The sequence below is a fragment of the Mesorhizobium sp. CCNWLY176 genome (genome assembly GCF_037153935.1).
Classification (GTDB): Bacteria; Pseudomonadota; Alphaproteobacteria; order Rhizobiales; family Rhizobiaceae; genus Mesorhizobium_M; species Mesorhizobium_M zhangyense.
Map to the genome: position 1 here is coordinate 313,211 of NZ_JBBBDZ010000004.1, position 20,390 is coordinate 333,600.

Sequence of the window (20,390 nt, forward strand, 5' to 3'; positions counted from 1 at the left end):
GGAATATCATCATGCAACGCACAGGGCATTGGATCACCCTGATCCTGTCGGTGATCGGGGTCTGCGTGGTCGCCGCACTCATCATCACCACCGGCCTCGGGGCAATCGGTCGTTATCTGCATATGACCGGCGTCACTTGGTCGTTTGAGCTGGTTGGAATGCTGTTTCTCTGGACAACGATGATCGGCGCAGTCCTGGCCGAGATCGCTGGCGAGAATGTCTCGATCGACGGCAACAGCGTGACAAGCAGCCGGGGGCAGGGCTTCCGCCTCTATCACAACTTGATCCTTCTCTTGGTGGCGGCTGCCTTTGTGTGGAGCGGCCTGGCCATGCTCGGCCGCACCGCCTTCGTGCCGACTCCGGTGATGCGTGCCCCTTCCTGGGTCGTCCATTCCAGCATAGCGTTTCTGGGCGCTGGCCTAGGCGTCGTTGCGCTGGTCCGCATCCTGCGCATTTTCCGGTGATTGCCCGATGACCCTGCTTGTCCTTTTCGGCATCTTCGCCGTCACGCTCTACACCGGGGTGCCGGTGGCCTGGTCGATCGCTATCTCGACGCTTGCCGTTATCTTCCTCGGGCTGGTGCCGCTGCCGCCATCCTGGTTCGCGCAGCAGGTTTATGGCGGCGCCGACTCTATTTCGCTGGCGGCTATCCCGTTATTCCTGGTCGCAGGCGGTATCATGAACGAAGGTGGTCTCACACGCCGCATCATCGATCTGGCCGACGATCTTCTCGGCTGGGTTCGCGGCGGCCTCGGCGTCGTTAATGTCGCCACCTGCATGGTTTATGGCGGCATCACCGGGTCAGCCACTGCTGACACCGGCGCGGTCGGCTCGATCATGATCCCCGCAATGGTCGAGCGTGGTTATCCGCCGGCCTTCGCGGCAGCGGTAACAGCGGCTGCCGGCACACTCGGCATCATCATCCCGCCAAGCGTGGTGATGATCATGTATGGGGTGCTCACCAACACCTCGATCGGCGGCCTGTTTGCCGCAGGCATCATCCCCGGCATCATGCTGGCGGTCACCTTCATGCTCACCGCCTGGTGGATCGGCGTGCGCGAAGGCTTCCCCAAATCTGATTCACGCCCGACGCTGAGGAGCTTCGCCACGCATCTGGTGCGCGCACTGCCAGCCATGCTGATGCCGATCGTGGTGCTGGGCTCGATGCTCACCGGCTATGCGACGACGACAGAGGCGGCGTTCGTCGCCGTGGTGTGGGCGCTGATAGTCGGTGGCCTCGTCTATCGCGAGATCACATGGAAGGCGCTATGGAAGATCGGTCTTGAAACCGTGCGCATGACCGGCGCCATAATGATCATCATGGCGGTCTCGACGCCGTTCTCCTGGATCCTGACGGTCGAGCAGATACCGCAATGGACCGCCGGCCTGCTGACGGCATCCGGCGCCGGGCCGACGGTTACCATCCTGCTCATCCTTCTGTTGCTGACCTTCGTCGGCACCTGGGCGGATCTTGGGCCGTCGCTGATCATCCTGGCGCCTATCGTCCATCCGATCGGCATCGATGCGGGACTGGCTCCTTACCAGCTCGGCCTCATCTTCACCGTCGCGCTGGGCATCGGCCTCTTCACCCCGCCGGTCGGCACCAACATCTTCGTCGTCTGCAATGTAGCCAAAGTGGGCGTCAACGCGGTGACGCGACGGCTGATCCCGTTCTTCATCACCAGCAACATCTGCCTGCTGCTCATTGCCTTCGTGCCGGCGACGACGGAATGGCTGCCGAAACTGCTGGGATTCTGACGCCGGCCATGTGGGCGCCAAGACATAACCTGGAAGCGAATAGAGACATGAAACATCTGGTAGGCGGCATTTCCAGCGCCGGTCGCGCGTTGCCAGCGGTCGACGGCGTCCCGTTCCTGACCGCCCGCTCGTCTGGCGCGCATGTGTGGGACGAACATGGCCGCCGCTACATCGATACTGCGCTTGGCTTCGGCGCTACGCTGCTCGGCCACGCGCATCCGCAGGTGGTCGAGGCGGTGAAGCGCGCACTGGCCGATGGACCAATGCCGGCCTTCGCCCATGCCGGTGAGGAGCGGGCGGCGGAATTGCTCACCGCTGCCACCGGGTCGCTGTCGCAGGCGATCTTCACCAATACCGGCAGCGAGGCCGTGCATCTGGCCTGCCGGCTGGCCCGCGCCGCCACCGGCCGCGGCCTGATCGCCAAGATGGCCGCGGGTTTCGACGGCTGGTATGACGACGTGGCCTTCGGCAATGCCGGCTCGGCCGAGGCAGAAATGCGCGCCAACCGGCGCCCCCGAAGCGCCCGAACCCTGCTGCTGCGTTTCAACGATTTCGACGATGTCGAGCGCTTGTTTGCCGAAAACGACGACGTGGCTGCAGTGATCATGGAGCCGATGCTGGCCAATGCCGGCTGTATCCTGCCAGCGCCCGGCTACCTGAAGCATGTCGAGACGGTGGCGCGACGCAACGGCGCGCTGGTCATCCTCGACGAGGTGCTGATGGGCTTCCGCACCGGCTTCGGCCTTGCCGGCCAGGCGATGGGCATCGATGCCGACCTCGCCACCGTCGGCAAGGCGATCGGCAGCGGCATCGCAGTTGCGGGCGTGGTCGGTACGCTGGAGGTCATGGCGCTGTGTGAAAGCGGCGAGGTGGCACGAGCAGGAACCTACAGCGGAAATCCGGTCGCCACCGCCGCCGTCTGCGCGACGCTGGGCCTGCTCGCCACGCATGACTACGACGTCTTCGTCGCGCGCGGCGAGCGCCTGCGCGGTGAGATCGAGCATGCGTTCGCTGTCAACGGGATCAGTGCCGTGACATCCGGCTATGGCAGTGTCTTCACCGTATGGTTCAGCGACGCTCCCCCGAAAGACTATAGGGAGGCGGCGGCCAAGGTCGACGAGGGGAGGTCGCGGGCCATGCATGAGGGATTGCGGCGGGAAGGGCTTCTTGCCATGCCGTCGCCCTACGGCCGGCTTTATCTTTCAGCGGCCCATGACGACGCGGTCATCGCCGAGATGGCGGAAATCTTCGCTCGGGTTGCCTTGTCCATGCGGTAAGCCCAGGCGGCTTGCTGCGTCGGCCACTCTCCCGATACGCTACAGGTCAGATTGCCTTAGGAGTTCCTCGCCGCTCGCCACCTGGAATTCGGAGCGAATGAAGCTTGCCATGCGTCGGACGGCAGCCCTTGCGCCTTGTGGCACGAGAAGCGCCAGATCGACCGGCTTCAGCGACGGCAAGCCGTCTTTCGCCTCGAGTTGGCGGTGTGCGGGCGAAATGACCGATGCCGGCAAAGCCGTTACAGCCTTGCCCAGTCCGATCGCGGTCTGGATCGACGGCAGGTGCGATGAGGTCCACGCTACCCGCCAGGGCAGGCCTGCTCGATCCAGCGCATCCAGTATGATGGGGCGAGCGCGGCAGAATTTCTCCGGAAACAGAGCCAGCGGCAGCGGCTTCTGCAATTCGGGCCTTCCGTCCTGCGATGCGCACCAGACGAGCGGCTCGTGGCGCAGGAATTCGCCCTTTGCCGGATCGTTGCCCCGGGTAATTATAGCGATATCGATTTCGCCCTGGTCGACGCGAGTTTCAAGCTCGCTCGAGAAATAGCACAGAATCTCGACCTGGATACGCGGGTTCTGGGCCGAGAAACGTTCAATCAATGGGGTGCCGAAAACGCCCAGATAATCGTCGGGCATGCCGACGCGCACGCGGCCTGTCAGTGCTTCAGGCTGGAGCGCGGCCAGTGCCTCATCTTCGATCGCTATCATGCGGCGGGCATAACCGATCAGGATTTCTCCCGTCTCGGTAAGATGCAGGCCACGCCGGGAGCGATCGAAAAGCTTCTTTCCCAGCTTATCCTCAAGCCGGGCAATTGCGTTGCTGACGCCAGCCTGTGTCCGGCCTATCCTGTGGGCTGCTGCGGTGAAACCGCCAGCGTCCACCACTGCAACGAGCGTAGCCAGCGCATCCCCGTCGAGATGTCTCATCGAGTGGGCTCCATATCGGCTTCCCGCCGGACGCAATCTATCATTCTATTGCCCGCATTCAATTAGGGGCAACTTCTGATGTTCGGCGTCCTGAGTGGTGCTCTGATGCTTCGCCGCAGTGCCGTCGCGGAACTCGGACGCACCCCAGCGGACCTGCGCACCCTTTGGACTCCGAGGCGACGCTGCCCGGTCTCCCAGTCTTATGTAGTTGGCCGTGGCAAACGACGTTGTTCCAGGATATTTGCCACAGCCTCGTCCTCCCAGGCGCATTACGGGCGCCTTGGCGGATTGGTTTTCATCTGCGGCCGGGTAACATCGTCCGCTGGCTATGCTTTTATGTGCCAAGTATGACCTTCGCGCTGTCCGCGTCCGTCACGATGATCGTTGCCAATTCCGCTCTGGCAATTGCAAGAAGAACTGCATGCTTGTGAGCGCCGCCGGAAGCGACGATGCGGCAGGGAATCTTGCGGTAGTCGTCGAGTTCGGGAGAAAGTACTTGCCCATTGATGGGGTGATCGACGGGATTACCCTCGATATCAAGATAGCGGCCTAAAAGATCCCCGACGGCGCCGGCTGCGATGAGGTTCTCCACCTCGATGCCGGCGGGCAGGCCGTAGCGCACCTGCAGCGACTGTCGGGAAACGTCTCCAACGCTCAGATAGGAGACATCGACATCGTGTGTCTGGAGGAAAATCTTGCGGAAGACCGATTGCGAGATGATCGTATCGCGCGATTGCGGGCTTTCTGCATAGACCGGCGCCACGAAATAGTGGCACTGCGCCTTCAGCACCTGGGCGAAGCCGCGCACGATCTCAAAGGTGTTGATCTCCGATCCGTAGGTCAGACCGCCCATCATGGAGCGCACGTCGATCTGCGGTTCGTTGGCGGGGCTCATATGCTGGACGGTTTCGCGTAGCGTTGCACCCCAGCCGATGCCGATCGAACCCGGCTTCTGCGTCTGGATCAGTCGGTCCAGATAGGCTGCAGCACCCCGACCGATGACCGAATGAAGCTGCAGCGGATCGGCGGGCGTCGGAACCACGACGGCATCCTTCAGGCCAAAGTGGCTGCGCAACTGCGCTTCCAGCTCGATATTGGCGGCAAGCGGTGAACTGAAGCTGATCCGGACGATCCCGTCTTCCAGGGCTGCGGCAAGAAGTTCATTCACCCTGCGGCGGGTCAGATTCATCTGCTCGCCGATCTGCGCCTGCGTTAGCCCTTCAACGTGATAGAGCCACGCCGCCTTGATCATCAACTCTTGCTGTTCCACGCGAACTTTCCTCCAGAATTACAAATGTCACATCGATGTAACATTTGTAATCTAATGCCGTCCTAACGATCAGATAATCACCGGAGAAGATTGTCGCGAAGAGGCGGCTGGTCGGCAATCGATTTCACCTGACACACGGAAACCTTCGCTTTCATGACGGTAGATCTTCTCATTTTTGATTGCGACGGCGTGCTGATCGACAGCGAACCGGTCGCAAGCGCCACGTTTGCCAAGTCGCTGCGGCGCGTCGGTGTCAATTTAAGTGCGGACGACGTCCATCGCCGCTTCACCGGCCTGTCGGAGAGCGAGAGCCGGCGCATATGTGCCGATGAGTTCGGGCTGGCGGATGTGGACCGCGTCTTTTCCAACTGGCAGGCGGACATTTATGGTGAGTTTGCGCGTTCCCTGCAGCCGATGGCGGGAATGACGGAACTGGTACGATCGCTGCCGCATCGCAAATGCGTCGCTTCCAATAGCACGATGGAAAGGCTGCGCCGAAGCCTCGGTCTCTTCGATCTGTGGAGCGAGTTCCACCCGAACATCTTCAGCGCCGATATGGTGAGGCACCCCAAGCCCGCGCCGGATCTTGCTCTGCTTTGCGCCAGGCAGCTCGGGGTGGAGGTTGAACGATGCGTCGTGATCGACGACAGCGCCATTGGCATTCAGGGCGCCGTTGCGGCCGGGATGAGAGCGATCGGCTTTGTCGATCCGGCCGATCCACGTACGGGACGGCATGCCGTCCTCGAGAAAGCAGGGGCCTCCTTCGTTGCCGAAGGTGCGGATGAACTCGCCATGACGATCGATGCGATTTCACCAGCCCCTGCGCGCAGAATGCCAGTCGCCACGCTTACAGGTTGAGTTCCCGAAGCCAATGCGGATCGCAGCATCCGCGTCGGCCACATGTCATGAAAACTTCATTCCAGCATTAAGAAACCGACACACCGCCAGCCGTACAAGCAAGGCCGCATGGCACCCGGTCACCAATTGTCGGCCATGGAAAAAGGAGACCTCCAAATGCTTTCACTTAACAGGCGCAGTGCCCTTGGTTTGCTGGGGGCCACCGCCGGCAGCATCATCCTGCCGCGCATCGCAATGGGCCAGGCAACGCGCCCGTCCGTGACGATTGCTGTGCAGAAGATCACCATCAATGGCACGCTCGATATCTGGAACGAAGGTTCCAATGTCGGCGAGCGCGTGTTCTTCCCGAACCTTTGGGAAGGCCTCATCCTGCGCAACTGGATGGGCGATCAAGGACCCCTTCCGGGCCTTGCCACCGAATGGACGCGCATCGACGACAAGACCGTCGAACTCAAATTGCGCCAGGGCGTGAAGTTCCACAATGGCGACGAACTGACGGCCGACGACGTCGTGTTCAGCTTCTCGCCCGAGCGGGTCTTTGGCAGCACCCAGCCTGCCGGCGGCAAGACGATCTTCGAGGCCGACCACAAGCCGACGACGGTGAAGGAACTGCCGGCTACGCTGCCGGGCAACGGCCGCCGCCTGTGGCCGGCGCTTGCAGGCGTCGAGGCCGTGGACAAATATACGGTGCGCTTCCACAACGCGACGCCGGACGTGACAATCGAGGGCCGTCTCTATGCCTTCGGTAGCCAGATCACCAACCACCGCGCCTGGAACGAGGCCGAGGCCTATGTCGACTGGGCGCGCAAGCCGATCACCACCGGCCCCTACATGGTCGGCGATTTCAGGCCTGACGTCTCGCTGACGCTGGTGGCGTTCGACGAATATTGGGGCGGGCGTCCTCCGCTGGCCGAAATCCGTTTTGTCGAGGTGCCGGAAGTGGCGTCGCGCGTGAACGGCTTGCTGTCGGGCGAATACGACTTCGCCTGCGACCTGCCACCGGACCAGATCGCCACCGTACAGGCGGCATCCGGCCTGGAAGTCCAGGGGTCGACGATCCTCAACCACCGCGTCTCGGTCTTCAACATCGAGAATCCGATCCTCAGGGATCCGCTGGTTCGCCGCGCCATGACCCATTCGATCGACCGCCAGGCGATCATCGACGCGTTGTGGGGAGGTCAGACCGTGATCCCGGCCGGACTCCAGTTCCCCTTCTATGGCGACATGTTCATCAAGGACTGGACCGTTCCGGAATTCAATCCTGAGCTGGCACGCGATCTGTTGAAGCAGGCCAACTACAAGGGCGATGCGATCCCCTACCGCCTTCTCAACAACTACTACACCAACCAGACCGCGAACGCCCAGATCATGGTCGAGATGTGGAAGCAGGTCGGCCTGAATGTCCAGATCGAGATGAAGGAGAACTGGGGCCAGATCCACGATCCGGCAGGCGTAAAGGGCGTGCGCGACTGGTCCGCCGGTGGCACGTTCAACGATCCGGTTTCCGGCATCGTCAACCAGTACGGCCCGAACGGCGAAGTGCAGCAGAAGAAGGACTGGACCAACACTGAGGCCAACCAGATGGCGGCGGTCATGGAAACCAGCACCGATCGCGCCGCCCGCAAGAAGGCTTTCGCGCGCATGCTGGAAATCTGCGAGCGCGAGGACCCGGTCTATCAGGTTCTGCACCAGAACGCGGTGTTCACCGGCATGAAGTCTTCGCTGAAGTGGAAGGCCGCACCTGCCTTTGCAATGGATTTCCGCGCCTCAAACTGGGCGAGTTGATAGTCCATTCCGTTGTTGCTCCGGCAGTTTTTAGCTGTCGGAGCAATTCTTTTTCCAGCGCACAAATCCTTACTTGTCCGGAAACGGACAGAACGCAGCTTGAGAGGGAAACATGGGCGCAGCAAAATCCAATCTGGTGGAATTGCGAGACCTGAAGGTCGCTTTCGACGGTGTTCAGGTTTTACATGGTATCGACCTTACCGTAGGCCGCGGCGAGGCGCTGGGGCTTGTCGGCGAGTCGGGTTGTGGCAAGTCCGTCACCTGGCTGGCCGCACTCGGGCTTTTGCCGGGCAAAGCCGGCGTCAGCGGGTCTGTCCGGCTCGAAGGGCGCGAGCTTTGCGGCAGTCCGCGCAGTACGCTGGAATCGGTTCGTGGCGGGCGGATCGCCATGATCTTTCAAGATCCGTCGAGTTCGTTGAACCCGGTGTTACGCATCGGCCGCCAGATCACCGAGGCTCTGGCGCTACATCGCGGTCTGCGGGGCGATGCAGCAAGGACGGAGGCACTACGGCTGATGGATATGGTCGGTATCCCCGACGCCCGCAGCCGTTTCGATCTTTACGCCCACGAATTTTCAGGCGGCCAATGCCAGCGCTTGATGATCGCCATGGCGCTGGCCGGAGAGCCGGATCTGCTGATCGCGGACGAGCCGACCACGGCGCTCGACGCGACGATCCAGGCGCAGATTCTTGACTTGCTGATCCAGCTTCGCGCCGAAACCGGCATGGCGACGGTGTTCATCAGCCATGATCTCGGTGCGGTGTCGGAGGTCTGCGAGCGGGTATGCGTGATGTATGCCGGCCGCATCGTCGAGCAGGGAACCGTCGAGCAGCTATTCGCCGCGCCGCGTCATCCCTATACGCGCGGTCTGTTCGACGCGATCCCGCGAATTGACGGTCCCCGTCAACCGCTGGTTCCCATTCCCGGCACAGTGCCCAATCCGAAACATCTGCCTGCCGGCTGCGCCTTCTCCCCGCGCTGTTCGAGGGTGCTGCAATCCTGCCACACGGAACTGCCGCCTCTTGTCCCGCAAGGCGACGGCCGCCTGCTGGCCTGCGCCCGCCCGGTTCCGCTGGCGCTCGTCATCCACGCGGCAAAGCCCCGGACACCTGCCCGGATTGTCGAGAGTGCGCTGCAATGACGCCGCTGATCCAGGCCACGAACCTTGCCCGCATCTATCAAGTGCGACGTGGGCTTTTTGCCCAGCCGAAGCCGGTACGCGCTGTCGACGGTGTTTCGCTCGCTGTAATGCCGGGCGAGACGCTGGGTATCGTCGGCGAATCCGGGTCCGGCAAATCGACGCTTGGACGCATGCTTCTCGGCATCGACCAGCTACAGGCGGGCGAGGTGCGCTTCGAGGGGCGGGCAATGCCCGAACTGCGCACGGCCGAGTGGCGCGCCCTTCGTGCGAAGATGCAGCTGGTCTATCAGGACCCGCTGGCAGCACTCGACCGGCGCCTGACGATCGCGTCCCAGCTTGCCGAGCCGCTGGAAATTCATCGCATCATCCCGAAAGACCAGCGCCCCGCCCGCGTTGCCGAACTGATGGTGGCGGTCGGCCTGCGCCAGGATCAGGCCGGGCGTTTCCCGCATGAGCTCTCCGGCGGGCAGCGCCAGCGCGCGGTGATAGCGCGGGCGCTGGCTTCGCGCCCGAAGCTTCTGGTCTGCGACGAGCCGGTTTCGGCCCTCGACGTTTCCATACAGGCGCAGGTCGTCAATATGCTGCGCCAGCTTCAGGAACAGAACGGCATCGCCATGGTCTTCATCAGTCACGACCTGAAGGTCGTGCGCAACATCGCCGACCGCGTCGCCGTCATGTATCTCGGCCGGATCGTGGAGGAGGCCTCCTCCGACGTGATCTTCCGGTCGCCCCGGCATCCCTATACACAAGCGCTGGTCTCGAGCGTGCCGGTGCCGGGCAAGCTGCTGGAGGGCCGCGTCATCCTGCAGGGCGAGCCGCCCAATCCCGCCAACCGTCCCGCGGGCTGCGCTTTCCACCCCCGCTGTCCCATCGCGCGCGACATCTGCCGTAGCACTGCGCCCGTGCTGCGCCAGATCGAAAACCGGCGCACCGCTGCCTGCCATATCGTGGCGGATGGCGCGGTTCCGGTCGCAGCCTAAGAGCATGACATGATCAGTTTCGTTCTCACGCGCCTGCTCAGGGCCATCATTACCATTCTGGCTGTGGTGACCTTCGCCTTCGTCGTGCTGCGCATGTCCGGCGATCCGGCCCAGGTCATGCTCGGCCCCGACGTGCCGCAGGATGTGATCGACGCGTTCCGCAAGGCATGGGGCCTCGACCAGCCTGTATGGGTGCAATATCTGGCCTATCTCAAATCGATCTTCACCGGCGATTTCGGCGTGTCGATGCGCGACAAGGCATCCGCGCTCGATCTCGTGCTGGAACGGGTGCCCGCCACGCTGCAGTTGACGATTCCCGCGCTGATCCTCAAGCTCGTCATCGGCATACCGGCCGGAATCTACGCAGCGCTTCATCGGCAGAGCTTTGCCGACCGCGGCGTCATCCTGCTCGCGATCCTCGGCTTCACCATCCCGTCCTTCGTCATGGGGCTGATCCTGGTGCTGGTCTTTTCGATCATTCTCGGCGTCCTGCCGTCAGGCGGCCAGGATACGTGGGTGCACGGCATCCTGCCGACGATCACCATGAGCATTGGGGGCATCGGCATCCTCGCCCGTTTCTCGCGCAGCGCGATGATCGAGGTGATGGGCCAGCCCTTCATCCGCACGGCTTCGGCCAAGGGGCTGAAATGGCGTGACGTCGTCTGGAGCCATGCTTTGCCCAACGCCGCCGTGCCGATCGTGACGATCGTCGGTTTCATGGTTGGGTCGCTGATTGCGGGTGCTGTGGTGGTCGAATCGATCTTTTCCTGGCCGGGCATTGGCCGCCTGCTGATCGTATCGGTCAGCAACCGCGATCTAGCGGTGGTGCAATGCATCTTGCTTGTCATAGCGGCCACGATGGTTGTCTCGAACCTGATCGTCGACCTGCTCTATGGTTGGCTCGACCCGCGCCTGCGCTCGCGCGCTGCGCATTGAGGAGATGGGAATGGCTTCGGCAGATTTTCCGGCGGCTAAGCGGACGGGCAGGGGAGATGAAGGCTTCATCGCGTTGATCCGCCGTAATGTGCCGCTGAGCGTCGGCCTCGGCATCTTCTGGCTCGCAGCGATGGTGCTGATTGCCATTTTCGCCGACCAAATTCGCCCATATGGCATCACCGCGATGGACCTTGCGAGCCGGCTTTCGCCGCCCGGCAATGTGAAGCATTGGCTCGGCACCGACGAGCTGGGCCGGGACGTGCTTTCGCGGCTTATACAGTCGATCCGGGTATCGCTGATCATCGCCTTCGGTGCCACGATCCTGTCGGCAGTGTTCGGCACCGCGCTCGGTTTCGCCGCCGCGCAGTTCCGCGGCGCGGTCGAGCATCTGGTGCTGGCGCTGGCCGATTTCCAGGCGGCCTTGCCGTTTCTGATCATGTCGCTGGCGGTTCTGGCCTTCTTCGGCTCCTCGATGCTGCTGCTTGTCTGCCTGATGGGTTTTTATGGCTGGGAACGCTATGCGCGCATCGCGCGCGGCCTTGCCATCTCCGCCAGCGCGCAGGGTTATGCCGCTGCCGCCGTGCAACTCGGCGCCACGCCGGCGCGCGTCTATCTTCGCCATATCCTGCCCAACGTCGCTTCGACGCTGATCGTGTCGATGACGCTGACCTTTCCGGAAATCATCCTGATGGAAAGCGGGCTGTCGTTTCTCGGCCTCGGCGTGCAACCGCCCGAGACCAGCCTCGGCAATATGGTCGGCTTCGGGCGCGAATATCTGACGCGCGCGCCCTGGGTCATGCTGGCGCCGGCAGCCGTCATCATGCTGACGACACTCTCCATCTCGCTGGTCGGTGACTGGCTGCGCGACAAGCTCGATCCGACCGTGCGCTGAAACAGGCGCGCCTAACCCGCAACCAGGAAGAAATTCATGACGCTCATCACCGGCCATCGCGGCGCCCGCAACCTCTGGGCTGAAAACTCGCTGACGGGCTTTCGTAACGTCCTGCAACTCGGCGTGGATGCCGTCGAATTCGACGTGCATCTGACGAATGCGGGCGAACTTTTGGTCATTCACGACGCCATGCTTGACCGTACGGCAGAGGGTACTGGACCGGTTCGGCTGCTGACGCCCGAGGCGCGGGCAGGCATGAAACTGAAAGGCACGGACGAGGGAATCCCGACATTGGCCGACGTGCTCGATGTCATTCCCCCGGCTACCGGGCTTGCGCTGCATGTGGAGATCAAGCTCGACGAGACCGGCACGCCCTATCCGGGCATCGCCGAGCGCATCGCACAGGAACTTGCCCGCTTCGGCGTGGAGGAAAGAACGCATCTGACCTCGTTCGACACCTCCGTCCTGGAGGATTGCCGCCGTTACGCGCCGCATATCGCACGTCTTGTCTCGGTGAATGCTGCTTGGGCCGAAAGGCAGGGCGGGCTCGCCGCGTTTCTCGATCGGGTCGACGACCTTGTCGAGATCGTTGCGGTCCATCACGAACTGATGGAAGCTCAATGGGACCTGATTGCTCGGACCTTGCCGCTCGAACGGCTATGCGTCTGGACCCTGAATGACGAAGAGACGCTCCGCCAATGGCTGGAGCGGGATATTGGCCACCTGACATCGGATAGCCCCGACATCGCGCTCGCCCTTCGCGCAGCGCAGTCCAGCAGGTCAAATCTCCTGCAGCCGACGCACTGAACTCAATAAGATCGGAGACAATCATGAGCAATATCATCGCAAGCGGCTTCAATTCGGGTTCCATCGACGGCGAACTCGACAGCCTGGAAACCGACTTGCGCCGCCTGGCTGGCCTCGGCGTCGATACCGTCGAACTCGGACTGACCAGCATCGATCTCATCGCCGGCGGACGGTTGATAAAGGAGCGGCTGGACCGGCTCGTGGCATTGACCGGCCAGTTTCCGTTTCGCTACACCGTTCATGGCCTTGTCTCGTCCAATTTCATGGACCCGGTGACGTCGCGCTATCAGCTCGACGCGGCCAAGGCACTGGTCGAGGTCTGCGACCGGATCGGCTCGCGCATCATTGTCCAGCATGGCGGCTGCCTGCGCGCCGACCAGATTGCCGAGCGCACAAGTGCTGACCTGCGCGAACGCGAGGCGCTGTTCGAGCTTGCCGAATTCGCCAGGCCTTATGGCATCCGCGTCGCCTTCGAAAACATCTTCACCACGGAGCCGGGTCAATATCGCCAGACTCCGGCCGAGCTTGCGGAGACGGTGAAAACTGTCAACCACCCCAATCTCGTCGCGCTGATCGATTTCAGCCACGCCTACATCGAAGCGACTTATCGCGGGCTGAATTTCCGCGAGCAGTTGCGCGCCATGGCGCCGGTGACGGGCCATCTGCATGTGCACGATTCCTTCGGTCGTCCGCAGGGTTTCTACAAGGCATACCATCCGCAGGAATCCACAGCACTCGGCATAGGCGACCTGCATATGCCGTTGGGGTGGGGCGACATCGACTGGGAGGGAATCTTTAGTGAGCTGGAATTTCTCCCCGATACGGTTCTGATGATGGAAATCGGCCCGCGCTACCGCAGCGAACAGCCGGCCTGCCTGGAGCGCACGCGACAACTGATCACGCTGAACAACAACGGCGCGTCCTTGGCTGCCGAATGACAGCAATTTTGAACCGTCGAGGCCCTCCGCCGGTCTTTATGCCGGCGGTGATAGATAACCCGGCATGATGTCGTGAGACGGCGAAAGACGTATGTCCATGCAACAAGGCCGTCCGAAATCTCTTCATTCCGCGGTGACGGGCCTTGTTAGTCTTTGACGGGTAGCCGCGTTACAAGTGCGGCCACATCGATCAACTCCTTGATAAGAGGGTTTGCTGGCTGGCGGTGGCCTATGGCTATGATGCAATCGTCCATATTGGAGACTTTGCGGAAGGTAACGCCGGGCCGGGCGTAGAAACGCGCAGTGCTTTCCGCGGTTATGCTTATGCCTTTACGCAAGGCCACGGCCTGCAATTCAGAATCAACGGTGGCGGCTTCGAACACGACGCGGGCCGGCTGACCCTGCCGGTACTGGCTGGCAAGCCAGTAGTCGCGCCATACGCCGGTTCCCGGTGCGGCGATGAAGGGTTCGTCGAGCAGTTGTTCCACCTGAACCGTATCCTGCAGGCTCAATGGATGACCGTCAGGCAAACAGGCAACGCATTTCTCCCGGGCGATCTCTACGATATGTATGCCCGGCGTATCGACCGGCGGACGGAAAATGCTGCAGTCCACGAGTTCCGTCGACAATCCGGCATCCGGATTGGTGAAGTCGTATTCGACGAATTCGAGCGTCGCGTTCGGCCGGCGCCGTTCGAATTCCTGGGTAATCTTCGGAATGAATTCCACGGCAGTGCCGATCAGATATCCGACCCTGAGGAAATTGTGTATCGACAGCTGGAGGGCTTTTACCTCCTTGTGGAACGTCTCCATCGAGCGGTTGAGCTTGTGGGCGTATTCGCAGACTGTCGCGCCGTCCTTGGTGAGGGTGACGCTGCGCGTGGTTCGTTGGAAGATTTCGAACCCTAGCGTCGCCTCAAGTTGCATAATGGTTTGCGACAACGCCGGCTGCGAGACAGCCAGCCTTTCGGCCGCTCTCGCGAAGTTCTTCTCACTGGCGACGGCGAGCAGGCACCGGATGTGGCGAAGCTGGATATTCATAAGCGACATGAATTAATCCTTTCGCTAATCGTCCTTGTTGTTGACACCACAGGCAGAGTTGGGCATCTCCTATGATGGCCAGCTTGGCTCTAGGACTCAGCAGCACGGCTTTAACGCAAAACTTGGGTTACGGTTTTGAACAAGCACGGCGTGCTGCTGCCCATTGTCATGACGACGATCGCAAATAGGTTCGGCGCAAAATAGGATTTCCTTTGCCCAGCACGCGGCGATCATCGAAGCGCGGCACGCCTCGCGGCTTGTTGGGCAGCTGCGGCTCGACAACGCGCCACTCGAAGTCGGTCAAATCGTATCGGCTCATGCCGATGCTGAATCCGGGTTCCACCCAATGGGCAAGACCGCCAGCTTATGACCGCGCTTGTCTTGCCTTTGTGGCCATCACGCCAGATGCTATGGTTCAAATTGCTCGAGAGAGGAAGGCAATGCGGACATCACTCTACGACCTCAGCGTGCCGACCTTCCTGCAAACCGTAAGATCCGTCGGAGGCTTTCTCGACCGTGCGGCCACCCACTTTTTAAACACCGGTGTCGATCCCGATAATTTCGTGAACACCCGCCTCTTCGATGACATGGCACCATTTCATTTTCAGATCGAAGCGGCATGGCATCATTCCGTGTGGGGGGTCGAGGCGCTCAAGACCGGCGCGTTTACCCCTCCCGCCTTGGTCGGACCTATTCCTTTCACTGACCTACAGGCGATGATCGGCAAGGCAGAAACGGCGCTGGAGGCGTTCGTCCCCGAAGAGATTAACGACTGCGCGGGCAAGCACCTGGACCTCCAGATCGGTCCGCGACGGCTTGCTTTCACGTCGGAGACCTTCATTCTCTCTTTCTCTCTGCCAAACTTCCATTTCCACGCCGTCACCGCATACAACATCCTGCGCTCGCGAGGCGTGCCGCTCGGTAAACGTGATTACGAGGGTCGGCTGCGAACCAGTTCATTCTGAGCCGAAATTTGGTCTCCAGCAAAAGGACCGTTGCCACTCGAACACCGCGACCACCCGCCATTTATGAGTTCACGGCCTAGTCGCGAGGTGCGGGGACGACAGTCTTTCTGATCTTCAGCCGAAAAGCTGGCAGTCAGCTTCCGGCCCCCAAGCTGACTTAGGTGTCGAATCGAAGATTAAGGTGCATCTGCAATGTTTGTGTTTCGTGCGCGGAAAGTCCGCATAAGATGCAGCGGGGAACGACTTCGGGCTCGCGGAAATTGACTTCTCGAAAGTTCGGTCTTGGGTAAAATTGGGGGCAGTCGCAAATGGAATTGCGATTAAACTCCTTCTAAGCAAAACCCCGCTACGAGAGCGGGGTCGTTAATTTCATTCAAGGACGGGCTCGGTAGTTTACCCTTTGGCAGGGGCGAGATCGACTTTGAACCACTTCTTCGACAGTTCAGAAAGTGTGCCATCAGCGGACATATCGGTCAGGGCCTTGTTGAGGATAGCCTGCAACTCCGGCTCTGCCTTGCGGATGCCCAGGCAGACGTTGGTCGCCTGTATGCCACCAACGAGCAGGGGACCGCTTGTCGTCAGGGTACCGTTGCTGGCCGCGGCACGATCCTGGGCGAACACGACATTGTCGAACTGGCCGTCAAGACGACCGCCCTCGATGTCAAGTTGCACCTGTTCGGAAGACTTGTAGGTCTTGATCTCCACGACATCGCCAAAGTTCTGCTCGACGAACTTCAACTGGCTCGTGGAAAGCGATGCGCCGAGTGTCATTCCCTTCAAGACTTCCTTGATTTCGGCGACGGCCTTCTGACCCTTCTCGGTATCGGTGGAAAGATTCTCACCTGTATGAGGAAGCTTTGCCAGCGGACCGTCGGCGGCAACCAGGAAGGTATTGGGCGTGATGACATAGGGATCTGAAAAATCGATGACCTTTCGCCGCTCTTCGTTCGGACCCATGGTCAGAACCACATCGAACTTGCCGGAAAGGAGTGACGGAATCTGGCTGTCCCAATCCTGCGCCACGATGTTGCATTCGAGAGTTGCGCGCTTGCAGACTTCCTTGATGACGTCAAGATCGAGGCCCTGAAGCTCACCGGTGGCGCTGGTCGAATTGAAGGGCGGAAACGCGCCTTCAACGCCAACCGTGACCTTCTTCCAGTCTTTGGCGAGCGCGGTCCCGCCCATCATCATTGAAAATGCACAGAGCGCGGTGGCTGCTGCGAAAGCCGATTTTCCGAACATGGTTCCCTCGTTGTTCTTGGCCGTTTTGGATGCGCAGGCTTTCTTGGCTCGGTATTCCCCGGGCGATGAGCCTGACTGATTGGAGTTTGAGCCCGCTCCTCAGCTCTGAAAAGGGAAATCACGTTCACACATGTGAATTCTGTTCAGAATAAGCACGAACGTATCCGCGATTGGCAGCCGAATCCAAGCGCGTGATTACGGGCCAGGCTTCGGCTGCGGGATTCGTCAATGAGTGGAATAGGGCCTGAAGGAAAATTACATGCAGGCCGATTTCGCATGGCGTACGACGTCCGCATGTGTGCCGAACCACACGTCCCTTCTGTCTCGAATATGCGCGATCAGCTCCTTGAGAATCCAGATGCGGCTTCGATGCCCGATAATATCGGGGTGCATGGTCAGCTGGAAAATTCCGCCCTCTTCGTATGCTGCGTCAAACTCTTTGATGAAGATCTGGAGAATGTCGTGTGGTGCGATCTGCGGACGAAGACCGCCCCAGCGGTCCATGACCAGGTAGGCTGCATCATCACGAATCCACTCCACAGGCAATTCGATGACGCCTGTTGGCTCGCCATGAAGCAGAAGCTCGTAGCAATCCACATCCGCCATCAAGGAAGAATCGTAAAGCAGTCCCATTTCGGCTGTGATCTTCAGCGTGTTTTCACTGAAGTCCCAGGAGGGTGTGCGGATTCCGACGGGACGAATGCCGGTGATCTGTTCCAGCGTGTCGGCCGCACGGTATTGCAGATCACGTTCAGTCGTTTCGTCGAGCAGCGTGTTGCGTTCGTGAATCCAGCCATGCAAGCCGATTTCGTGCCCTTCGGCAACGAGCGCACCCTGTTCGTCGGGGTAATGCAACGCGGAAATGGCAGGGACGAAGAAGGTCGCTGGAATTCCATTGTTTTCGAGCAACCGGCGAATACGGGGAATACCCTGCCGCGGGCCGAAATGGCCTTGTGAAAGGGCTGATATGGATTTGCCGCCGTCGCGCAGTTCGAAGGTGTCGTGATCGGAATCAAATGACAGGGCAACGGCGCATTTGGCGCCGCCTGGCCATGAAGCGGGCCTGAGGCTGCGTCCGGCGCGGGCGCGGTTCATGAGCCCCTGTAAACGTTCTTCGGGCCACGTCCAGGTCGGAAGCGCTGCACTATCGGGGTTCACGACACAGGCCCTCCGCTTACGGACAGGGTTTGGCCTGTGATCCAGCTGGCAAACGGCGATGCCAAAAAGAGTACGGCGTTCGATATGTCTTCCGGCTGGCCGATACGACGAAGCGGTATCTGTTCGAGCATCGCTTGCTGGCCGACATCGCCATAGGACGCCCACTGCCGCTCGTAATCGGGGCTTGTCCGCAGGAAGCCTGGGGCCACGGCGTTGACATTGATACCGAATGGGCCGAGCTCATGGGCCAATTGGCGAGCAAGGCTGATCAATGCTGCCTTGGCGCTGGCGTAGGCCTGAATGCCTGTCAGGCTGACGCCCAGTCCGGCCCCGCTCGAAATGAACACCATCTTTCCCTCGCCGCGCGCTTTCATCGCCGGTACAACGGCACGCGCGATAAGGAATGCGCCTCGTACATTGACGCTGTAGATGCTGTCCCAGTCCGCCGCCGGAACCGTTTCGACCGGCTTGCGTGTCTGCCCGAGAACGCCGCCCGCGACATGGACGAAGATGTCGTAGCCCGCGCTCTGCTCCTCGATCAGCTTTGCGATGTCCGCCTCGTCGGTCACATCAAGCCTGGCTGTGGAGATCGATCCGCCTCGCGACGCCAGAGCGCTTTGCCTCAAGGGCTCGAGTTCCGTCACGTTGACGTCTGTTGCCAAAACCGCTGCGCCATTTGCGGCAAATGCCTCGCAGATGTCGCGTCCGATGCCGCGGGCCGCGCCCGTGACAAGGACCCGCTTTCCTTCGAATTGAATGTCCATATTACTGATTTTCCGTGGTTGGGGTCTTGTAGCCGAGCCTGTAACTGAGCTCGTCAGCATTACGGATCACGGCAGCGATCATTCTTTCCCGATTGGCGGCAAAGCGAGCGGTGACCGTTGCGATGTTGAGTGCCGCGATGACTTCACCAGTGGCGTCGCGCACTGGTGCTGCAACACCTGAGCCACCGGCGACGGCCTCTTCGTCACTGATCGCGTAACCATTCTCGCGCGCAGCCTCGATGATCCGGCGAATTTGCGCTCGATCTATCACAGTGTGATCGGTTATCTGGACGATACGTTCACGGGCGAGGTATGCCGCCGTCTTCTCCGGCCGCCAGTATCCCAGCAGCACCCGCCCCATTGCCGTGCAGAAAGACGCATCCGACCCGGTCAGGTCCGAATCGAAGCGCACCAGCTGGTGGCTGACGCTCTTGGCCAGGAGCTTGATGCGGCCGTCCCTCCGGCGGGCGCCCAGGAAAACAGTTTCACCTTCGGCGTCACGCAACGCATCCATGATCGGCTGGGCGGTCGCAATCAGTTGCGCGTCGCGGCCGCTGGCCCAGCCCGGACCGTTCCGGAAGGCTTCGTGTATGCGGTAGGCTTCGGATTCATCGCGCGTGAGGTAGGCACGTGAAACCAAGGTGGCGAGCAGATTGAACGTACTGCTTTTCGGATATCCCAGCTCGGCAACGATCATTTTCAGGGTGAGTGGTTTCTGTGCGCGGGCGAGCAGTTCGAGCATTTCGAGAACGCGGACTGCCGATTTCACTTCAGAGTCGTTATTGTTGTTCATATATATGAACCAAATTCTCATTGAAGAATATAAATGGAGCCATACCATGTTCCTGGATTATTGAAAAGGAGCAGTTTGAACATGAGTGCACAACAGAAGGTCGCAATCGTCACCGGTGCGGCGCGAGGGATCGGCAAGGCATGTGCGATGGATTTGGCACGGGCAGGTTATTCCCTGGTTCTGGTTGATCTGCTCGAAAAGGAACTCGCCGACACCGCCGAGGAAATTGGTGCACTCGGCCAGCAGGCGCTGACATTCATTGCCGACGTCTCAAGCCATCGGCGCGCGGGTGAGATCGTGGCCGAAACGATCCAGTCGTTCGGTCGGATCGACTTTCTGCTGAACAATGCGGGGCGTTCGGCGCCGGTTGGTATTCTGGAGATTTCCGAGGACGATTTCGATCGGGCGATCGCCGTCAACCTGAAGAGCTGCTTCAACTATATCCAGCATACCGCTCCCCATATGCTTCGTCAGGGCAACGGGCGCATCGTCTCAATGTCGTCGCTGAACGCGCTATCAGGTGGAGTAACGGCCGCCGTCAGCCGCTTTGCCTATGCGGCTGCAAAGGCAGGCATTCTGGGTATGACCCGAGCACTCGCCAAGGAACTGGGTCCGGTGATTTCGATCAATGCGATATGCCCCGGTGTGATCCGCACCGAAATCGACACGAACGTGACAGATCGTGCCGAAGAGGTGATCAAGGGGATCGCCCTCGGCCGGCTCGGTTGTGCCGATGACGTGGCACGCCTTGTGACGTTTCTCGCCACATCAGAACCGTGCTTCATGACCGGTCAGACGCTGACGGTCGACGGCTTCCAGTTTAACGTCTAGGCCACCAGCCAACCGGTTATAAGAGGAC

The 20,390-nt window shown here is 60.8% G+C and carries 20 protein-coding genes and 1 pseudogene; 13 read left to right on the forward strand and 8 right to left on the reverse strand.

What is annotated here, in order from left to right:
• The first annotated feature begins 11 nt into the window (after window positions 1–11).
• Genes WBQ96_RS09145 through WBQ96_RS09155 form a run of 3 tightly spaced genes read left to right on the forward strand, consistent with a single transcriptional unit; the run spans window position 12 to window position 3,035 of the window.
• A complete protein-coding gene (locus WBQ96_RS09145) occupies window positions 12–464 on the forward strand; it encodes a TRAP transporter small permease (protein WP_165120070.1) in 453 nt (150 codons plus the stop codon).
• A 7-nt stretch (window positions 465–471) separates the two neighbouring features.
• Window positions 472–1,758, forward strand: a complete 1,287-nt coding sequence (locus WBQ96_RS09150; RefSeq protein ID WP_165120069.1) for a TRAP transporter large permease — start codon at window positions 472–474, stop codon at window positions 1,756–1,758.
• 47 nt (window positions 1,759–1,805) lie between these two features.
• On the forward strand, window positions 1,806–3,035 hold the full coding sequence (locus tag WBQ96_RS09155; RefSeq protein WP_165120068.1) for an aspartate aminotransferase family protein: 1,230 nt from the start codon (window positions 1,806–1,808) through the stop codon (window positions 3,033–3,035).
• A 39-nt stretch (window positions 3,036–3,074) separates the two neighbouring features.
• Here WBQ96_RS09155 and WBQ96_RS09160 read toward each other — a convergent pair whose 3' ends face one another.
• Both WBQ96_RS09160 and WBQ96_RS09165 read right to left on the reverse strand, forming a co-directional pair.
• Complete coding sequence (locus tag WBQ96_RS09160) at window positions 3,075–3,962, reverse strand: LysR substrate-binding domain-containing protein (protein ID WP_165120067.1); 888 nt, start codon at window positions 3,960–3,962, stop codon at window positions 3,075–3,077.
• Window positions 3,963–4,296: 334 nt separating this feature from the next.
• A complete protein-coding gene (locus WBQ96_RS09165; RefSeq protein ID WP_165120066.1) occupies window positions 4,297–5,232 on the reverse strand; it encodes a sugar-binding transcriptional regulator in 936 nt (311 codons plus the stop codon).
• A gap of 189 nt (window positions 5,233–5,421) precedes the next feature.
• On the opposite strand from WBQ96_RS09165, the gene WBQ96_RS09170 reads away from it, so the two are divergent.
• The 8 genes from WBQ96_RS09170 (at window position 5,422) to WBQ96_RS09205 (ending at window position 13,569) form a co-directional block, all read left to right on the forward strand.
• On the forward strand, window positions 5,422–6,090 hold the full coding sequence (locus WBQ96_RS09170) for an HAD family hydrolase (protein WP_312857904.1): 669 nt from the start codon (window positions 5,422–5,424) through the stop codon (window positions 6,088–6,090).
• Between the two features lie 156 nt (window positions 6,091–6,246).
• Window positions 6,247–7,875 carry an ABC transporter substrate-binding protein gene (locus WBQ96_RS09175; protein ID WP_165120064.1) on the forward strand — a complete coding sequence of 543 codons (1,629 nt, stop codon included), beginning with the start codon at window positions 6,247–6,249 and terminating at the stop codon, window positions 7,873–7,875.
• A gap of 112 nt (window positions 7,876–7,987) precedes the next feature.
• The gene (locus WBQ96_RS09180; protein ID WP_336549381.1) at window positions 7,988–9,016 is read left to right on the forward strand and encodes an ABC transporter ATP-binding protein; all 1,029 of its coding nucleotides are present in this window, start codon (window positions 7,988–7,990) and stop codon (window positions 9,014–9,016) included.
• Complete coding sequence (locus WBQ96_RS09185) at window positions 9,013–9,996, forward strand: ABC transporter ATP-binding protein (protein WP_336549383.1); 984 nt, start codon at window positions 9,013–9,015, stop codon at window positions 9,994–9,996. The genes WBQ96_RS09180 and WBQ96_RS09185 overlap by 4 nt, the downstream gene beginning before the upstream one ends.
• Window positions 9,997–10,005: 9 nt before the next feature.
• Window positions 10,006–10,932, forward strand: a complete 927-nt coding sequence (locus WBQ96_RS09190) for an ABC transporter permease (protein ID WP_165120061.1) — start codon at window positions 10,006–10,008, stop codon at window positions 10,930–10,932.
• Window positions 10,933–10,942: 10 nt separating this feature from the next.
• On the forward strand, window positions 10,943–11,824 hold the full coding sequence (locus tag WBQ96_RS09195; RefSeq protein ID WP_336549385.1) for an ABC transporter permease: 882 nt from the start codon (window positions 10,943–10,945) through the stop codon (window positions 11,822–11,824).
• Window positions 11,825–11,860: 36 nt separating this feature from the next.
• Entirely contained in the window at window positions 11,861–12,631 is a 771-nt protein-coding gene (locus tag WBQ96_RS09200; RefSeq protein WP_165120059.1) for a glycerophosphodiester phosphodiesterase family protein, read from the forward strand.
• A 23-nt stretch (window positions 12,632–12,654) separates the two neighbouring features.
• Window positions 12,655–13,569 (forward strand): TIM barrel protein, encoded by a 915-nt coding sequence (locus WBQ96_RS09205; protein ID WP_165120058.1) that lies wholly within the window; start codon window positions 12,655–12,657, stop codon window positions 13,567–13,569.
• Between the two features lie 146 nt (window positions 13,570–13,715).
• Here the strand turns inward: WBQ96_RS09205 and WBQ96_RS09210 are convergent, their stop codons facing one another.
• Window positions 13,716–14,618, reverse strand: a complete 903-nt coding sequence (locus WBQ96_RS09210) for a LysR family transcriptional regulator (protein WP_337035880.1) — start codon at window positions 14,616–14,618, stop codon at window positions 13,716–13,718.
• Window positions 14,619–14,826: 208 nt separating this feature from the next.
• A pseudogene (locus WBQ96_RS09215) lies at window positions 14,827–14,928 on the reverse strand (IS5/IS1182 family transposase); the annotation flags it as partial.
• A gap of 121 nt (window positions 14,929–15,049) precedes the next feature.
• On the opposite strand from WBQ96_RS09215, the gene WBQ96_RS09220 reads away from it, so the two are divergent.
• Window positions 15,050–15,574: a DUF1993 domain-containing protein gene (locus WBQ96_RS09220; RefSeq protein WP_165120056.1), complete on the forward strand. Its 525-nt coding sequence runs from the start codon at window positions 15,050–15,052 to the stop codon at window positions 15,572–15,574.
• Between the two features lie 393 nt (window positions 15,575–15,967).
• Here the strand turns inward: WBQ96_RS09220 and WBQ96_RS09225 are convergent, their stop codons facing one another.
• From WBQ96_RS09225 to WBQ96_RS09240, 4 genes are all read right to left on the reverse strand, one after another.
• On the reverse strand, window positions 15,968–16,816 hold the full coding sequence (locus WBQ96_RS09225; protein ID WP_336549390.1) for a transporter substrate-binding domain-containing protein: 849 nt from the start codon (window positions 16,814–16,816) through the stop codon (window positions 15,968–15,970).
• 255 nt (window positions 16,817–17,071) lie between these two features.
• Window positions 17,072–17,911: a polysaccharide deacetylase family protein gene (locus WBQ96_RS09230; RefSeq protein ID WP_165120124.1), complete on the reverse strand. Its 840-nt coding sequence runs from the start codon at window positions 17,909–17,911 to the stop codon at window positions 17,072–17,074.
• 59 nt (window positions 17,912–17,970) lie between these two features.
• On the reverse strand, window positions 17,971–18,738 hold the full coding sequence (locus WBQ96_RS09235; protein ID WP_165120054.1) for an SDR family NAD(P)-dependent oxidoreductase: 768 nt from the start codon (window positions 18,736–18,738) through the stop codon (window positions 17,971–17,973).
• A gap of 1 nt (window position 18,739) precedes the next feature.
• Window positions 18,740–19,531, reverse strand: coding sequence for an IclR family transcriptional regulator (locus WBQ96_RS09240; protein ID WP_336549394.1), 792 nt, complete (start codon window positions 19,529–19,531; stop codon window positions 18,740–18,742).
• Between the two features lie 33 nt (window positions 19,532–19,564).
• On the opposite strand from WBQ96_RS09240, the gene WBQ96_RS09245 reads away from it, so the two are divergent.
• A complete protein-coding gene (locus tag WBQ96_RS09245) occupies window positions 19,565–20,362 on the forward strand; it encodes an SDR family NAD(P)-dependent oxidoreductase (protein ID WP_337035881.1) in 798 nt (265 codons plus the stop codon).
• Window positions 20,363–20,390: the final 28 nt, after the last annotated feature.

What these genes read in the sequence shown, in the direction of transcription:
- WBQ96_RS09145 (WP_165120070.1), top strand. Translation starts at nt 12, where the DNA reads ATGCAACGCACAGGGCATTGGATCACCCTGATCCTGTCGGTGATCGGG.
- WBQ96_RS09150 (WP_165120069.1), top strand. Translation starts at nt 472, where the DNA reads ATGACCCTGCTTGTCCTTTTCGGCATCTTCGCCGTCACGCTCTACACC.
- WBQ96_RS09155 (WP_165120068.1), top strand. Translation starts at nt 1,806, where the DNA reads ATGAAACATCTGGTAGGCGGCATTTCCAGCGCCGGTCGCGCGTTGCCA.
- WBQ96_RS09160 (WP_165120067.1), bottom strand. Translation starts at nt 3,962, where the DNA reads ATGAGACATCTCGACGGGGATGCGCTGGCTACGCTCGTTGCAGTGGTG.
- WBQ96_RS09175 (WP_165120064.1), top strand. Translation starts at nt 6,247, where the DNA reads ATGCTTTCACTTAACAGGCGCAGTGCCCTTGGTTTGCTGGGGGCCACC.
- WBQ96_RS09180 (WP_336549381.1), top strand. Translation starts at nt 7,988, where the DNA reads ATGGGCGCAGCAAAATCCAATCTGGTGGAATTGCGAGACCTGAAGGTC.
- WBQ96_RS09185 (WP_336549383.1), top strand. Translation starts at nt 9,013, where the DNA reads ATGACGCCGCTGATCCAGGCCACGAACCTTGCCCGCATCTATCAAGTG.
- WBQ96_RS09190 (WP_165120061.1), top strand. Translation starts at nt 10,006, where the DNA reads ATGATCAGTTTCGTTCTCACGCGCCTGCTCAGGGCCATCATTACCATT.
- WBQ96_RS09195 (WP_336549385.1), top strand. Translation starts at nt 10,943, where the DNA reads ATGGCTTCGGCAGATTTTCCGGCGGCTAAGCGGACGGGCAGGGGAGAT.
- WBQ96_RS09200 (WP_165120059.1), top strand. Translation starts at nt 11,861, where the DNA reads ATGACGCTCATCACCGGCCATCGCGGCGCCCGCAACCTCTGGGCTGAA.
- WBQ96_RS09205 (WP_165120058.1), top strand. Translation starts at nt 12,655, where the DNA reads ATGAGCAATATCATCGCAAGCGGCTTCAATTCGGGTTCCATCGACGGC.
- WBQ96_RS09210 (WP_337035880.1), bottom strand. Translation starts at nt 14,618, where the DNA reads ATGTCGCTTATGAATATCCAGCTTCGCCACATCCGGTGCCTGCTCGCC.
- WBQ96_RS09220 (WP_165120056.1), top strand. Translation starts at nt 15,050, where the DNA reads ATGCGGACATCACTCTACGACCTCAGCGTGCCGACCTTCCTGCAAACC.
- WBQ96_RS09225 (WP_336549390.1), bottom strand. Translation starts at nt 16,816, where the DNA reads ATGTTCGGAAAATCGGCTTTCGCAGCAGCCACCGCGCTCTGTGCATTT.
- WBQ96_RS09230 (WP_165120124.1), bottom strand. Translation starts at nt 17,911, where the DNA reads ATGAACCGCGCCCGCGCCGGACGCAGCCTCAGGCCCGCTTCATGGCCA.
- WBQ96_RS09235 (WP_165120054.1), bottom strand. Translation starts at nt 18,738, where the DNA reads ATGGACATTCAATTCGAAGGAAAGCGGGTCCTTGTCACGGGCGCGGCC.
- WBQ96_RS09240 (WP_336549394.1), bottom strand. Translation starts at nt 19,531, where the DNA reads ATGAACAACAATAACGACTCTGAAGTGAAATCGGCAGTCCGCGTTCTC.
- WBQ96_RS09245 (WP_337035881.1), top strand. Translation starts at nt 19,565, where the DNA reads ATGGAGCCATACCATGTTCCTGGATTATTGAAAAGGAGCAGTTTGAAC.